The following is a 15301-nucleotide window of genomic DNA, read 5'->3' as shown; positions in this document are numbered from 1 at the left end:
TAATGATGCATATTTTAGTAGCTTATCGGCTATCGGTTGTTAGTTTTTGCCTATTTAGCATCAACCAAAGAAAAGTACTGAGGTATTAAGTTTTTGATTTTATTGAGTGTATCGGTTACAGAAAGCTCACTCATTCCTCCTGCTGCGTTTGCATGTCCACCACCATCAAAGTGATCGGCAGCCAATACATTCACCGGGTTTTCTTTTCCCTTAGATCGGAATGATATTTTAATTTTTCCATCTCGCTCTGTAAAAACAATGGCAGCTACCATTCCTTTAATAGACAAAGCTTGATTAGCCAAACCATCAGTATCGCCTTTTACATATTTGTACTTGGCTAGCTCTTCTTTATTCAAAAAAACTATCGCTACTTGATAGGCTTCTAAAATCTCTAACTTTTCACTCATCGCATAACCTTGCAGGCGCAAGCGGCTTGCAGTATTACTATCGTTGAGCAATTCGTGAACTGTGTGATGCTTTACACCAGCAGCTAACAGCTTCGCCAAAATCTCATGCGTACGCGGACTTACAGCAGGAAACCTGAAACTTCCTGTATCTGTCAAAATACCTAGATACAAAGGTGTGCCTATTTTTTCGTCGAGTAAATCGCTATGCCCCGACTGCTCAATCAACTCTACGATCAATTCTGAAGTGGAAGCCACTGTAGGTTCAGAAACCATTATATCTGGAAATGACTGTGGGTTGAGGTGATGATCGATCATTATTTTTTTACAAGTAGCTGATTCTAACAAAACTTGCATTTCTGGCCCTATTCGATCGGTTCCATTATAATCTAAACTGAAAATTAAATCTGCTTCTTTAAAACAAGCTATCACTTTTTCTGGCTCATCGCTCATAAGCACTATGGAAGAAGTATCTAACCAGTACATATAATCTGGTGCAGCATCTGGATGGCAGACTACAGCCTTTTTACCCAGTTTTTCTATAAAATGTAATAAACCCAATGATGATCCAACTGAATCGCCATCGGCAGATTTATGAGAAGTAATAACTATATGGGAAGCAGCCAGAATTTCGGCCTCAATGTCTTTGAAAATATTCATTTATCAGGTTTCTGTTTCCACAGCTCCAAAGCCCAATAAGCTCATATTTCGAAGCTGAAAATTTTAAATAAATACGAAGCTAATCATTTTTTATCCTCTTACCGTATCTACTGCTTGTTATTCTGATAAATGAGAAATGTTAAGTTGTATTTACTACTTCAAAAAAGTATTCGCATCAACCAATTCAAATTCATAATCATCTCTAAAAATACTTTTTAAAGAACCTACATGACCAACACCGATAATGAGCAAAACTTTTTCAGATTGGTGTTCCATTACATTTGTAACAATGTTAGAATAGATTTTATAATCTCTGTTTTTAAATACAGAAATTAACTCTGCTCCAATATATTTTGGGTCAATAAAAGCAGTATCTACCATTTCGTCTGGATTTGTAAAGGTACCATTGGTTACTCTGGCAGGTGTTAGATACTTTAGTCGGTATAACTTGTTATAAGCCTCCGGCTGATTGAGAAAAGTAAGGTATTCTTTAAAAGAAAGTGTTCCCTGTGCCAAACCCATATATTTTGCTTTAACAATCTCACGAAGTGCTTTTGTCTCGTTTTCGTAGATATCAATGTTGTCCCCATTGTCTAGAATCCCTTGTGAAGTGCCTCCTTTTGAATTTACACAGGTAATCTGCTTCACTCCTTTTTCTTTTCCTATTCTAAAAGCTAATTGATAAAGCTCCGAACGTGGGTATTCTAAACTTGCCATGTCCAACTTATCTTTAAGATACAGCGCATACAAACTATCTATTTCTGATTGTCTTTCTGGTAGTTGCTCTACCATAATCATTTCTGGGGTGAACTGTTCAATTGACTTAGCAAACTCTTCGATACTTTCTTGATTTTTTTCAATTAGAACATCTGTATTGGGTTGGCCTTCTCTGTATACTTGAGACAAATGATCTGAGCCTAATATTAATATTTCTGTTTTATTAGATTGTGCATTTGTACTGAGACATATAACACTAAATGTAATGATCAAAAATAACTTCATCTAAATCTTTTTCTTTACAAGAACCCATTATTAGGTAATTAAAGCTAGATGACTTATTGGTAAAATCCTAAAAAATAGCAGAATATTATAATAAATGGCATTTTTTATATATTAACGGTCTTGTAAGCCTTTTCCTTCAAATATTTTAACCGCACATTTTTCTATTCTTGAAACTCTGGTTTTAGCTTGTGTGGGTTGGGAAAAATAAATAATATAGCCTCTTTGGCGACCTGGTGTAAGTGCTTCAAATGCTTTTTTTAGCTCAGTGTCTTCATTTAATTTGTCTTGCAACTCTTCTGGATATTCGATTTCATTTTTCTTTTTAAAGTCTACTGTTAAACCTGCTTTTTCTATTTCAATAGCTTCGAGAATATAAGTTTTTATGGTTTCCTCTAAATCAATTACTTGCTGAACTTTGGTAAATTTTATTAGCCTAGCTGCTTGTGTATTTTCACCGGGTTTTTGTAGAATGCTTTTAGGGTCTTTTAGCAAAGCTCCTTTAAAAAAATTGATGGAGCAGTATTCTTTAAATGCACTTAAAATCAATACATTTTTACTTTGAAAGGTATAGCAAGGCACTCCCCATTTCACTTCTTCGGTAAGGGCACAACTAAGAATAATAGTTCTTAAATGCTCCATCTCTTCTTGCCAATTATGCACTTTACAATCGGGAGTGCCACCAAGTAAGCAACGACCACAACCTACCGCAAAATAAGAATCGACTTTAGGGCTCATGTTTTTACCTTAGTTATTTGTGAGTTGATTTATTTATCATTTAAACCTTTGCCATCGAGAATTTGTGAGATGCACTTTTCAATTCTAGACTCTCTGGTTTTAGCTTGCTTTGGTTGAGAAAAATGAAGTAAATAGCCTCTTTGGCGACCCGGAGTTAATGCTTCAAAGGCAGATTTTATATTCTGGTTATCATCTAACACACTTTGAAATTCTTCTGGAACTGTATACTCAGCAGTCTTTTTCAACTCCACTTTAAAACCTGCTTTCTCTACTTGTACCGCTTCTTTAATATAAGCTTTTATCGTTTCTTCCAGATCAATTATTTCTAACACATTGCTAAAGCGTATTTGTCGAGCAGCTTGTACATTTTCGGTTTGTTGTATTAAAATACCATCCGCATCTTTGAGCAATACACCTTTATGAAACAGCAATGCACAATACTCTTTAAAACCATGAATAAGTACTACATTATTATCTTGAACTGTATAGCACGGAACTCCCCATTTTAATTCTTCAACCAAGCCGCAGCCTAATACAATTGTTCGCAACTTTTCATATGCCTCTTGCCATTTAGAAGCTTTTTCGAAAAAGAAATCTACTTTTGGGTTCATAGCTAAATTTATTGATTAAGTGGAATAATTTTTCTTTCTACCGGTCTAAAGTACCAAGACAATATTGTAAGAATTAATAAAAGCAATGGACCGAATAAAGTACTGAGGGCATCTCCACTGGCTACATGAGAAATTACAGCACCAGACATAGCAAAGAAAAAACCTGCATAAGCCCACTCTTTTAGCAAAGTAAATTTAGGTAGCAATACAGCTATTACTCCCAATAGTTTCCAAACACCCAATATAGTGAGCAAGTAAAGCGGATAACCGAGTTGTGTAAAGTTATTCACTTCTTCGTCCATCTTAATCAATTGTACAATTCCAGTAGAAACCATGCCCAACGCCAGCCATGCGGTAGCTACCCAATAGATAATTTTATTTCGCTTTGCCATTGATCTATTATTTTAATTTACTTACAATGCTTTCTAATCTATTGTGTGCCATGTTGAGACCTTGCGCAAAAGGCATCTGCAACATCTGGTTTCTGTCTGCCACAGATTTATATACAATATGCATGGTGAGCTTACTGGTATTTGCTGTAATCTTTTCGAAGGTTAAAAACTCCAACTGAACAGGAAATGGCGTATTTTCCATTTCGAATGTGCGGGTAATTTTCTGGTTAGGAACAAACTCGTGAATGGTACCATTAAAACCATGTTCGTTTCCTTTGGGGTCGGTAGTAATAAACTGCCAGCTCCCATGCTTTTTATTTTCGAGCTTAATCACTTTTGTGCCCATCCATTGCTCTACAATTTCTGGTTCTTCATAAGCTTTAAAGAGCAACTCCAACGGCAAGTCAAACTCTCTGGTAATTACCAGCTCTTGCTTAGCATCTTCAGCATGAATTTTCGTTTTCAGTTCCATATTTATTCTTTATCTGGTTTATAGTTTTTCATTATAGACTCTAGTTTATTAAACCTGTCGTCCCACATTTTGCGGAAAGGCTCAATAAAATCGGCTATTTCTTTTAGTTTTTGTGGATTGAGATGATAGTAAATCTCTCTCCCATTTTGCTCTTGCTTGAGCAATTCGCATGCGGTAAGTATCTGTACATGTTTAGAAACAGTGGGTCTGGCTGTGTCAAAGTTGGAGGCAATGGCACCGGCGGTCATCGATTGAGAAGCAACCAATACTAGAATGGCTCTTCTAGTCGGGTCTGCTATGGCTTGAAATACATCTCTTCTTAAATTCATTTTAATATGTAGCTATTTGACTACAAATATACATGTAGCCACTTGACTACGCAATAGTTTTTAATAATTTTATGGTAAACAAAATTTACCGAAAGAGATAATTCACTGAAAATGAGAGGATTTAAATATTGAGGTCGGCAAAAACTAATTCCTTTCCTAGGTTCTCTTGCCAGCCTAAAATGTTGGTTTTATGCATTACTATCTGAACTCCATGTTCATAGTCTCCACTAAAACTGCAGTCTAATCCACAATAAGAAACTCCTTCTTTATGCTCATAAAAGAAAGAAATAAGATTAACACCTAAAGCTTTTCTAAGGTCGTCTACGCTGTTTATCTCAGGAAAAGAAACCTCGTCGTAACCAATGTATTCTAAATGTGTGGGGTATAAAATATTTTTGGTATAATCAAAAAGTGCTGCTAGTATTTCGGCTTGATGATCTTCGACAAAACTCCATGCAGCCAACTGTTCATTTGAATAGTGTTGTTCATGCTCCCAACAGTTCACCTCTCCAAAAAAGCCTATGTTTACTAAACCGTTATTCCTATTTGCTTCAAAAAATGAAAAAAAATGCTCGTTTCCATCTTTATCTTGCTGAGCCAAAACTGGCATTTCTACAATTACATGGTTATAGCTATCGAAGTTGAATTGTGGCATTTTGTAGGAGAATATTTTAATTGAACACAAAACTTAAACTCTGTTGCCTTCTATTAATTACAGGTTATTCTGCCGAAAAATCCATGTTTTTCACAAAATCTATTAGTATTCCTAAAACTACAAAGCAAACACTACTTACAGGAAAGGTTTCAACAATCCCGAAAATAAACTGCCCATCTCCAGAATTGCTAGCATTCGCCATTGCCCAAAAATAAAATATCATTGGATGCAGAATTACTAATTGAATAGTAAAGAAGAAAAGCAGTGAATCTATGCTAAAGCCTTTTTTATCTCTAATATCTTTTTTGTTTTTTTTAATATATAAAACAAAGAGTAAGATGAATAGTGAGAATAATATTACCGCAATTAAAAATGATGTGAGGGCATAATTTGAGTTTCCTAATAAAGTACTGATGGATAACTCTAAAGTTAAACCAAGTGGAATAATAGTAAGTGCAGGAATAAAAAAAGTTGAGGTACTTACAAAGCATATAATCGCGATGATTGCCCCAATAATTGTCGCTGAGTATTTATTAAACTTTAACTTAATCACATTTTTTATACGCTTTCTATAAGGGAAAAGCTATAGAAAATACGATTTTAAAGTCAAGAAACTGCCCAGAATAAGCATGGTAAGCAACAGTAAGTTTGAAGCCGTGTTTTGCGAAGCTTGCTTTGCCGTAGGAAAAAACATTCTGGCTAAACCAAGTAGTACAAGTACCCAACCTAAAAAGGTAATAATTACTGGCCAGTTGAGTAACCACAGGTTATGAATACGAACGATGATTAATCCGCCTACCAATAACACCAATCCATTTAAGTATACCAAGGTAGAATGCACATCTTTCCAAATCTTAAAGTTTAAATATTCTGTTATCGAAAGTGCCATTAAAACAGGACCTAATACACCTGCTATTTGGAGGGAAGTGTTCATAGCTGTATTGTATTTATATTTCTAAAATCTGATTAAGAAAATGTAAAAGCTATTTTTTTCTCATGAAATTGTGTGTTTGCTTTTGGTCACTATTCCAATCTATTTTAGTAAGCTTATTATCTTTCAACAAAAGCATTGATACTTCTCTTTCCCTTCCCAATCCCCAAAAATCTAAATTAATTAAAATTTCACCCGATTCATATTTCTTAGTTATAGGGCGATGTGTAAATAAATGATTATTGAATAATGGGTCAACAATTATTATATTCTTACCATTTATCTCTGCCAAAAAGGTAGTTTCTTTCCAATAAACAATATAATATACCTTCTCATTTATATTAAACATTGAAAAAATTTCAAGCCAATATAAGCTAAAAATTTCTTGAGCATCACTTTGAATTCCACTAGTTCCAGTCATTACCTCACTTGTCTTAGGCAACTTTGTGGGATCAGGTATAAGAATTAAATCAGCATGACTTAAACTTGAAAGCACTTTGTAGCCTGTTTTATCCTTTAAAACTGTGTATGCACATGTAGCTTTAGTGAAATGGATATTCTTTGTTTTTCTATTATAAAAGTAAATGGTACCTCCCCATTCTCCATAGCAGTCACTGTATATCAAATAATCTTCGTCATCATATAAGTTAGATTTATTATTTACGGGTAAGGCTATTTTATCAATTTTTTCCCAATTACTATCTACATATGCATACCAATCTTCATTATAAGTGATCGCATGTAAAATATTTCCAATCAACCAATGAGACTTAAATTTTTGTTTGTTAAGCTGATCTTCAAAATCCTTATTTCTTGAAAAATCGCTCAACCTATAACAAGCAAAATATCCAGGCTCGAACAAAGAAATAATATGCTTATCGTAAATTACTGAATAAGATAATGGAAAAGAATCTTTCAAATACGGGCTTTCAAAAACCACACTTTCTGTTTGAATACCAAGAGATGTGTCGGCAAGTACAATATTAAAATCTTTATCCTTATACATTAGAGGGATATTAATACTGTCTTTATTTCGGAATAATCTTGATCTATAATAAGAAGTTAATGAATCAAAATCACTGTCTATTTTTTGTGCTTGAGCTTCACTTAAAACAAACAGTGTAATTAATAAAGATAAAAGTAACTTCATTCTGGTTGTAGAATAATATCAGTAAGATTTACAATAAATTTTTCACTTACAATCTAAATGAAATTATTCAAGTACAACCGAATATAACAAAATTTAACGCCTCAATTCCTTTGCTTAATTTCCTCTTTTACTTGCTCTATCCAGTCTTTTTGTGGGTTTAGGGCGACATCTGGTGCTAGTCCTTTTCCTTCGTAGTTGAGGTAATTGCCAGAGTCTTTGGTATCTGTTAAATACACCTGAAAATCTCCGCTGGGCAATGTTATTTTTGTACCTAAATTACTACCGTAAGCCAAGGTGCCATTAGTGGTTTCTCCTAGTGTAGTTACATTTTCGTGTTTGCTCAACTCAATTATAAACTTTTCTGCTTCACTAAATGTGCGGTTATTCACAATGGCATAAATCTTATGTTCTTCAGCATAATTGCCTAATAGCTTCAAAAACTTTTTAGCCACTTTATCGGCTCCACCAGAGTTATTTCTTAAGTCTAATATCAGGTTTTTCGCTTGCAAATCATTCTCTAGTTTAGTGTAAAAAAGATCAGAAAACATCACATTAGCCTTGCTGGCACTAAAACTTCCTAGTCTTACATACTGTGTTTGCTCATTTAATTGCTTAAGCTCGTAAGTCTGGTAATTGTCCGGTAGGCTAGAGAAATCTTCTGCTGGCATTCGGTTTTTGCGCCAAATAGCATTACTTAAGGAGCCATAGAAACGCGACTCTGGAAAAGAGCCATTGGTAAATTTCTCATTATTCACCAACAAAAACACCTTGTGCACAGGGTGCGCATAATAAGCGGTATAATGCTCGGTATCTTCTTGTTTTCTTAGTACAAATGCGATTTGCCCTTTTTCCCAATTGGGTATTTCTGTATTGAGAATTACCGCTACCAAACTATCCGGATTCTCTGTTTTAAGCAAACCGGCTTTTAAATAAGTATCGTAATGATAAACCCCTTCTATATCGCTTTCTGGCTTAGCTGCTAGCAGATTTTCTAGAGAATCTAAATCTGTATCAATTCTAGGGAAATTCTTCGATTCTGGCGATTTACGATAGGCTTTTACCACATAAGGATCGTCGTACAAAGAAGGATCGATATAAGTATGTGGCAATTGATAAAACCCTAAATGATTGTCTTTTATAGGATCAAAAAGCTCAGCTAGCTTACAAAAACACTCAAACTGATCTGAAGTATTTCTCACTCTCCATTCGAGATGCTGCACCAGTCTCTGGTACTGCTTCGCATCCTTCCCTTTTATCTGACTTTTGTAAGATGGCGTCTTCTTTAGCAACTCATAGAGTTTTTCCATATCTTCTACACATTTGCTTTTAGATTGCGCAAATGATGAAACAGCTAACAGACAAAATATAATTATTAAATATGTTCTAGTCATTTTTTTACTCGACAGGCTTCCAATCAACACAAAGATGTGTATTATCTTTTTATGTATAAGTCTAAATGATGATTATCTAAGAAAGGTTGCTGCTTTAACATTTTTAAGCATTTTGTAGAATCAAATCATCAAATGTGTGGCGTACAATCACCAGTATAATTATCATATCAAATGAAATAATTATATAAATTAATTTTTTTTCATCACACTTAAAGCAATTTATCTACTATAGTTAGCTCAAAAAAACAATAATAATATTGCTTATAAACAAACGGAAATACTTTTAATCAATAAAAAACCAAATATTTTTCCAAAATCTGTTTCTTATCTATTCTCAAGCTTTTTTAAATACCTATTTGCATTTTTTTCTACTGATTACATGGCAGGAATTCTGTAATTCTTATTACAGACAAAAATTTTAAAACCATTAAACCCCTGAATATTCACAAGGTAAAAGGCTTTTGCCTGCATTAAATTTTTTAAGAGCAAGTTAAGCTAGTCATCTAAGTTATCTGGTGTATGCTAAGGGTAAGCCTATAATATTTGACTTATTCAGCATGGAAAAATTAAAAAATGCCTATCAGTTAGAGAGCGATGAGGTAATTAGCTCTTTAAAGACCGACCCCGATCAAGGGCTGTCCTCTAATGAGGCAGAAAGCAGATTAAACGAATTTGGAAGAAATAAACTGAAAGAAGAAAAGAAAAAAAGCTTATTCCAGATTCTAATCGACCAGTTAAACAACCCGGTAATATACCTGCTCCTCGCCGCGGTTACATTGTCTTTTGTTTTTGGAGACATTGCAGAAGCCATCGCCATTATAGTAGTAATTGTATTAAATACAGTAATTGGTTTTTGGATGGAACTACAAGCGATGCAGTCAATGGATGCCCTGCAAAAAATGGATAAACTAGTGGTAAACATCATTAGAGATGGGCAAGCAAAACAATTAGATGCAGAAGAACTAGTTCCAGGTGATTTGTTAGAGGTAGAAGCAGGTGACCTAATTCCTGCCGATTGCCGAATTATATATAATGCTCAACTGAAGGTAGACGAATCTCCGCTTACTGGTGAGTCTATACCTGTTGATAAAACAACCGACAAAATTGAAGGAGACACTGGTATTGGCGACAGAAAAAATACTTTATATAAAGGTACAGCGGTAACCAACGGTAATGGTAAAGCCATTGTGGTAAATACTGGTATGGAAACCGAGTTAGGTAATATCTCGCAAATGGTAAGCGATGCAGGTAATGAAGAAGTCCCTTTAAACAAAAAACTCGAAAAACTTAGTAAACACCTTATTTGGGCAACACTTGGCTTAGCTGCAGTATTTTTTGTAGTTGGATGGTTAAGTGGTGAAGACCCTTACGAACTGGTACAAACTTCTATTGCTTGGACGATTGCGGCTATTCCAGAAGGCTTACCAATTGTAGCCAGTATTGCACTTGCCAGAGGAATGCTGAAACTGGCTAAGCAAAATGTAATTGTAAAGAAATTATCTGCTGTAGAAACCTTGGGTGAAACCACTGTAATCTTTACCGACAAAACGGGTACACTTACACTCAATCAGCTTTCTGTAAACGCGGTAATGAGTCCTGAAAAAGATTACGATGTTACCAATGGCAAGAATGGCTATTCTGATGATGAAAATGTAAAGAAAATGCTTTCTATCGCGGTGTTATGTAATAATGCTAACATAGAAAACAGCAATGGGCACAATGGTTCAGATAATGGACATGATGGTGATGGAGAAGAAAAAGAGAAAGCAGATGGCGTTGGAGATCCTATAGAAATTGCTTCTTTGCAATACACCAAAAATGCAGATGAAAGCCGCTATCAGGAATTGATTAAGGCAGAAAAGATTTTAGAAGACCCATTCGATTCTGACAAAATGATGATGGGTACAGCCCATGTTGTAAATGATGGTAAAGTGATGGTATCTGCAAAAGGAGCCACCGAAAAACTAATTAGAGAATGCAACAAAATTCTTGCACAAGGCAAAGAGGAAGCATTAAGCGAAGAACAAAAGCAAGAATGGATAGATAAAAACAACGAGCTTTCTGAAGATGGATTAAGAATATTGGCTTTTGCTTACAAAGACATGGACAACAAGCCTTCATCAGAAGATGAGCTATTGCACGACCTGACTTTTGCTGGACTTATTGGATATATAGACCCTCCGAGAGAGTCTGTAAAAGATGCTATTGATACTTGCCACAAAGCCGGAATCGAAGTAATTATGCTTACAGGAGACCATCCGGGAACTGCTAAAAACATTGCCACTCAGGTACACTTGGTTGATAAAGACGATACCAATGTTGTTCATGGCGAAGAGCTTTCAGATAAAACAGATGAACATACCATTGTTGAATCTAAAGTATTCTCTAGGGTTGATCCATCTCAGAAACTAGCAATTATTGAAGCCTATCAAAAAGAAGGTCATATTGTTGGGATGACTGGCGATGGTGTAAACGATGCGCCTGCCTTGAAAAAAGCTGATATTGGTATTGCTATGGGCGATAAAGGTACACAAGTAGCCCAAGAAGTTGCCGATATGGTCTTAAAAGATGATTCTTTTGAGTCGATAGTAACAGCGATAAAACAAGGTAGGGTTATCTTTAGCAACATTAGAAAGTTTATTATTTACCAACTTTCTTATCACTTGTCTGAGATTATCGTAATTGCATCGGTAAGTTTTTCACTGTTCTTTTTGCCACTGTTACCATTACAGTTACTATTCCTGAATTTGATCTCGGATGTATTCCCTGCATTAGCATTAGGTATCGGGCAAGGTAATCCGCATGTGATGAACAACAAACCTAATAGCAAACAGGAACCAATCATTACCAAAGAAAAATGGATATCTATTGTTGTGTATGCAGTAATACTTGCACTTTGTGTAGGTGGAGCCTATTTCTTCTCTTACTTTAATTGGGATGCGGGTGAAGAAATTAGTAATAACGTAGCCTTCTTTACACTGGCTTTCTCTCAGTTACTCCATGTATTAAACATGCGAGATGCAGACGAAAATATATTTGTGAATCAGGTAACTAAAAACAAGTTTATCTGGATGGCACTGGCTTTCTGTTTTACTTGTATGGGCGCGGCCTATTTTATACCTCAATTGGCAGAGATTCTATCAATTCAAGAACTAGAAGCTAAGTACTGGGGATTAATTGCTACTATGAGTATTATGCCAGTAGTAATTATTCAACTATTAAAAGCAGTAACTAAGAAATTATAAATTTATTAACCTAATTAAAACACTGAAGCTATGAAAAATCAATTGATTAAAAGTTTGACAGACTGTATTGAAGCATGTGGTAATTGTGCAGCTTCTTGTCTAAGAGAATTTAATGTAAAAGATATGTCAGACTGCATTCAAACAGATGTAGACTGTCAAGAAATTTGCTCAACTACACTGGCTTTTATTAGTAGAGGCTCTTCAAACTCTGAGACTTTATTAAAAGCTTGTATCGAGATTTGTAAAACGTGTGAAAAAGAATGTAGAAATCACGATATGGATCACTGCCAGCATTGTGCAGATGCATGTCGTGCATGTTACGAAGCTTGCCAAGCCAATCTTTCTGTAGCAGCATAAGCGAGATATAAAGCAAACAAAAAGCCTCTGAATGAAAATCCAGAGGCTTTTTTATTTTTAAATATTGATAAAGACTTAGCTAAATTGCTTTTTAAGAACGTCTTTTCTTTCGTGATAAACTTTAATTATCAATTCACCGAAAAGCGTGTTAGCCCATGCAAACCACGATCTGTTAAAATCAGTTGGATCATCTTTATGGAAAGCCTCATGCATAAAACCTGTTCCTGCATGGGTTTTCTTTAACATAGTTAAGCATTTTATTATCTCGTCGTCGTCTTCGCTAGTCATTGCTCTAAGGATAATTCCCATTGGCCAGATTTTCTCCTTACCTGTGTGTGGACTTGCTTGTCCTTCGGCAGATTTCCCTTTTAGGTAATAAGGATTGCTATCGCTTAGTAAGAAGTTTCTCGTGTTCTTATAAATAGGATCAGTAGTTTCAACCGCTCCTAAATAGTTTAATGACATAAGCGAAGGAACGTTGGCATCGTCCATATAAGACTTGTTACCAAAACCATCTACTTCGTAAGCATATATTTTTCCGAAATCTAAATGCTCAGAAACTGCATATTTTTGAATAGCTGCATCTACTTCATCAGCAAAATCAGCACATTCTTTAGAGAACTTCTCATCTTTCAATTCTTTCTTGTAAATGTTAGCTAACTGGCGTAGTGAAACCACCGCAAACACATTTGAAGGAATTAAGAAAGGCAACATGGTCGCATCATCAGACGGACGGAACATAGATGCAATTAAACCAACTGGTTTTAATGGTCTACCTGTACCAGAGAATACTGGCGAATCGATCATGTACGAAGTAACTCTTTCGAATCTGTAAGGAGATGTACCATCTTTTCTTTGTTCTGTGCGAAGTGTTTTTACCAATGCACGCATGGCTTTATCCCAATCTTTGTCGAATATGCTGGTATCGCCAGTACTTTCGTAATATTGGTTAGCCAATCTCACTACATAGCAAAGCGAATCAATTTCCCACTTTCTCTCATGTACTCCCGGAATTGGCGTTGGCTTATCGCTTTCCCACTCAGATCTTTTAGATAAATCTTTGTAGAAAGCATTGGCATAAGGGTCTTTTAACACACATTTTACTTGCCTGTTAACTAAACCTTTTACCAGATTTCTAATTTTTTCGTCTTTTTCAATCAATGGAATATATGGCCAAACCTGCGCAGTAGAATCTCTCAGCCACATTGCATCAATATCTCCTGTAATAATAAAGGTATCTGGTTTTCCATCAATCACTTCGTAATCAACAGTAGTATCAATAGTATTTGGATAGCAGTTTTCGAACATCCAAGCTACTTCTTTATCTTTAATAGCAGCTTTAACTTCCTTTATAAGTGATTCTACCCCTTCACTTTTAAAAGTTCTATCAGACTCTGCCGGTCTGTTTGATTTAAAATCTTTTAATGGATTAATTCCTGCTAACATGCCCAAAGCATTCGCATTACTAGATAATACTGTAAGCCCGCCCAGCGCCAGACCATTGTTTTTTAAAAACTTTCTTCTGTCCATTTTATAATTTGTTATGTGAGTCTAGTAGTTGAAGTTTTTACACTTATCCCAACAAATCTATGTAGTAGAATTGATAATAAAAATTATAGCAAATTGGTAAAAACACCCTCTATTTAACAATAAACATAATAACAAGTTTCTTTTTACACTCTCTTACAAGTCTATTTTGAGATATTTCAACACCGCTTCGTCTCCTTGTAATGCATTTTCGGGGAATGGATGTTCCTTGTTAAACACTTTTAAATCTTCTTCTGGTAATACTGAAACAAAATCTTCTTGATAGCCTTCATTATATGGTAATTTTCCTAAACTCAAATCCAGAAAACGCGCTAAAAAGTTATAGGCAGCGGTACGCTTGTTATAACCATAGTCATGTCTTTCTGTAGGAAAATGCGCATTAGCCACCTTATTTTCTGCATTATACACGGCATATACTTTTTGGATATAAGGAAATTCTACCTGCGGTGTGTTGGCTGTCCAGTCGGCACCATCTGAAATAAGTAACAAAGGTCTTGGTGCACAAAGCGCAGCTACTTCCACATTGTTCGTTTGGAAACCTTTGCTTTTATGAATCGGCATACCGCTCTCACAAACACAGCCACCAAAGAAATGAGCCGAAACTTGTACAACAGGCACAGCCACTTTAATACGATCGTCTATCGCTGAGTATACAAAAGTTTGGGTTCCTCCACCCGACTCACCTGTCATGCCTATTTTTTCTGGGTCTACATCTGGCCTTGAAAGCAAATACTCTAAAACTCTTTTGCTGTTCCATGTTTGTAGCAGTAAAGCAATAGGCATTTTATGATTTATTTGTTGGCTTTCGCCATAACCAACCATATCGTAAGCAAAAACAATGGCGCCCATTCTTGCCAAAGCTGCGGCCTTTATTTGTACATAAGCTTTATAGCGAGGATCAGCACCATGCCCATGAGGTGTGAGCACTGCGGCATATTTATCTTTCTTTTCTAAAGGTCTGTAAAGATTACCTGTGATGTAAAAACCAGGAAAACTTTCGATGGCAATGTTCTCTACAATGTAGCCATCCATTTCTCTGGTACTGTGGATTACCGGATTAAAGTTGCCAGTAATTTCTGGCATCTTATCCCATTGTAAACCATCTAAAATTCCTTGTTTTACTTTTGCTGCTCTCTTCTCCCACGAAGCTTTATCGCTCCATTCCGATGCAAATTCTTTCATCATTAGGTTGGCTTCGTCTTCTGTCCAATATCTGCCCACACAGAGCATGTCGTTTTGCGCTTTTAACTGGATGCTCACGCACAAAAGCACAAACATCAAAATACTATTCATTTTCATAGTTTCAGTGATTCTATTTTTATTTCACCTTCAATTTAAAGAGATACAATTTATGAAAATTACCTAAGTATTCTGACAGTTTTTTAGGGGATTTTGGAGGAATTAATAGCTTATTCTTTA

At 35.5% G+C, this 15301-nt stretch carries 16 protein-coding genes; 2 read left to right on the top strand and 14 right to left on the bottom strand.

The genetic code is table 11. The features are described 5' to 3' along the window. Positions 1-50: 50 nt before the first annotated feature. The 12 genes from OQ292_RS09820 to OQ292_RS09765 form a co-directional block, all read right to left on the bottom strand. Positions 51-1064, bottom strand: coding sequence for a DHH family phosphoesterase (locus OQ292_RS09820; RefSeq protein ID WP_284685883.1), 1014 nt, complete (start codon positions 1062-1064; stop codon positions 51-53). 153 nt (positions 1065-1217) lie between these two features. Beyond that, on the bottom strand, positions 1218-2066 hold the full coding sequence (locus tag OQ292_RS09815; RefSeq protein ID WP_284685882.1) for a DUF5694 domain-containing protein: 849 nt from the start codon (positions 2064-2066) through the stop codon (positions 1218-1220). Between the two features lie 111 nt (positions 2067-2177). Next, positions 2178-2801, bottom strand: coding sequence for a YdeI/OmpD-associated family protein (locus OQ292_RS09810; RefSeq protein ID WP_284685881.1), 624 nt, complete (start codon positions 2799-2801; stop codon positions 2178-2180). Positions 2802-2830: 29 nt separating this feature from the next. Beyond that, positions 2831-3412, bottom strand: a complete 582-nt coding sequence (locus OQ292_RS09805; protein WP_284685880.1) for a YdeI/OmpD-associated family protein — start codon at positions 3410-3412, stop codon at positions 2831-2833. An 8-nt stretch (positions 3413-3420) separates the two neighbouring features. Continuing rightward, a complete protein-coding gene (locus OQ292_RS09800) occupies positions 3421-3804 on the bottom strand; it encodes a DoxX family protein (protein ID WP_284685879.1) in 384 nt (127 codons plus the stop codon). Positions 3805-3811: 7 nt separating this feature from the next. Next, positions 3812-4276, bottom strand: a complete 465-nt coding sequence (locus OQ292_RS09795) for an SRPBCC domain-containing protein (RefSeq protein WP_284685878.1) — start codon at positions 4274-4276, stop codon at positions 3812-3814. Between the two features lie 2 nt (positions 4277-4278). After that, positions 4279-4605 (bottom strand): ArsR/SmtB family transcription factor, encoded by a 327-nt coding sequence (locus OQ292_RS09790; protein WP_284685877.1) that lies wholly within the window; start codon positions 4603-4605, stop codon positions 4279-4281. A 121-nt stretch (positions 4606-4726) separates the two neighbouring features. Then, a complete protein-coding gene (locus OQ292_RS09785) occupies positions 4727-5260 on the bottom strand; it encodes a DUF6985 domain-containing protein (protein WP_284685876.1) in 534 nt (177 codons plus the stop codon). Between the two features lie 64 nt (positions 5261-5324). Beyond that, on the bottom strand, positions 5325-5813 hold the full coding sequence (locus OQ292_RS09780) for a hypothetical protein (protein ID WP_284685875.1): 489 nt from the start codon (positions 5811-5813) through the stop codon (positions 5325-5327). 30 nt (positions 5814-5843) lie between these two features. After that, positions 5844-6194 carry a hypothetical protein gene (locus tag OQ292_RS09775; RefSeq protein WP_284685874.1) on the bottom strand — a complete coding sequence of 117 codons (351 nt, stop codon included), beginning with the start codon at positions 6192-6194 and terminating at the stop codon, positions 5844-5846. Between the two features lie 49 nt (positions 6195-6243). Further along, complete coding sequence (locus OQ292_RS09770; RefSeq protein ID WP_284685873.1) at positions 6244-7341, bottom strand: hypothetical protein; 1098 nt, start codon at positions 7339-7341, stop codon at positions 6244-6246. Positions 7342-7442: 101 nt separating this feature from the next. Beyond that, positions 7443-8732 carry a S41 family peptidase gene (locus tag OQ292_RS09765; protein ID WP_284685872.1) on the bottom strand — a complete coding sequence of 430 codons (1290 nt, stop codon included), beginning with the start codon at positions 8730-8732 and terminating at the stop codon, positions 7443-7445. Between the two features lie 557 nt (positions 8733-9289). Between OQ292_RS09765 and OQ292_RS09760 the strand changes: the two genes are divergently transcribed. Then, positions 9290-11977: a cation-translocating P-type ATPase gene (locus tag OQ292_RS09760; RefSeq protein WP_284685871.1), complete on the top strand. Its 2688-nt coding sequence runs from the start codon at positions 9290-9292 to the stop codon at positions 11975-11977. Between the two features lie 30 nt (positions 11978-12007). Beyond that, the gene (locus OQ292_RS09755) at positions 12008-12334 is read left to right on the top strand and encodes a four-helix bundle copper-binding protein (RefSeq protein WP_284685870.1); all 327 of its coding nucleotides are present in this window, start codon (positions 12008-12010) and stop codon (positions 12332-12334) included. A 75-nt stretch (positions 12335-12409) separates the two neighbouring features. Here the strand turns inward: OQ292_RS09755 and OQ292_RS09750 are convergent, their stop codons facing one another. Together OQ292_RS09750 and OQ292_RS09745 are read right to left on the bottom strand one after the other, a co-directional pair. Next, positions 12410-13864, bottom strand: coding sequence for a glycoside hydrolase family 125 protein (locus OQ292_RS09750; protein ID WP_284685869.1), 1455 nt, complete (start codon positions 13862-13864; stop codon positions 12410-12412). A gap of 153 nt (positions 13865-14017) precedes the next feature. Then, positions 14018-15181: an alpha/beta hydrolase family protein gene (locus OQ292_RS09745; RefSeq protein ID WP_284685868.1), complete on the bottom strand. Its 1164-nt coding sequence runs from the start codon at positions 15179-15181 to the stop codon at positions 14018-14020. Positions 15182-15301: the final 120 nt, after the last annotated feature.

The sequence above is a fragment of the Chondrinema litorale genome (genome assembly GCF_026250525.1).
GTDB lineage: Bacteria > Bacteroidota > Bacteroidia > Cytophagales > Flammeovirgaceae > Chondrinema > Chondrinema litorale.
This window is presented reverse-complemented; position numbering and strand designations above follow the sequence as displayed.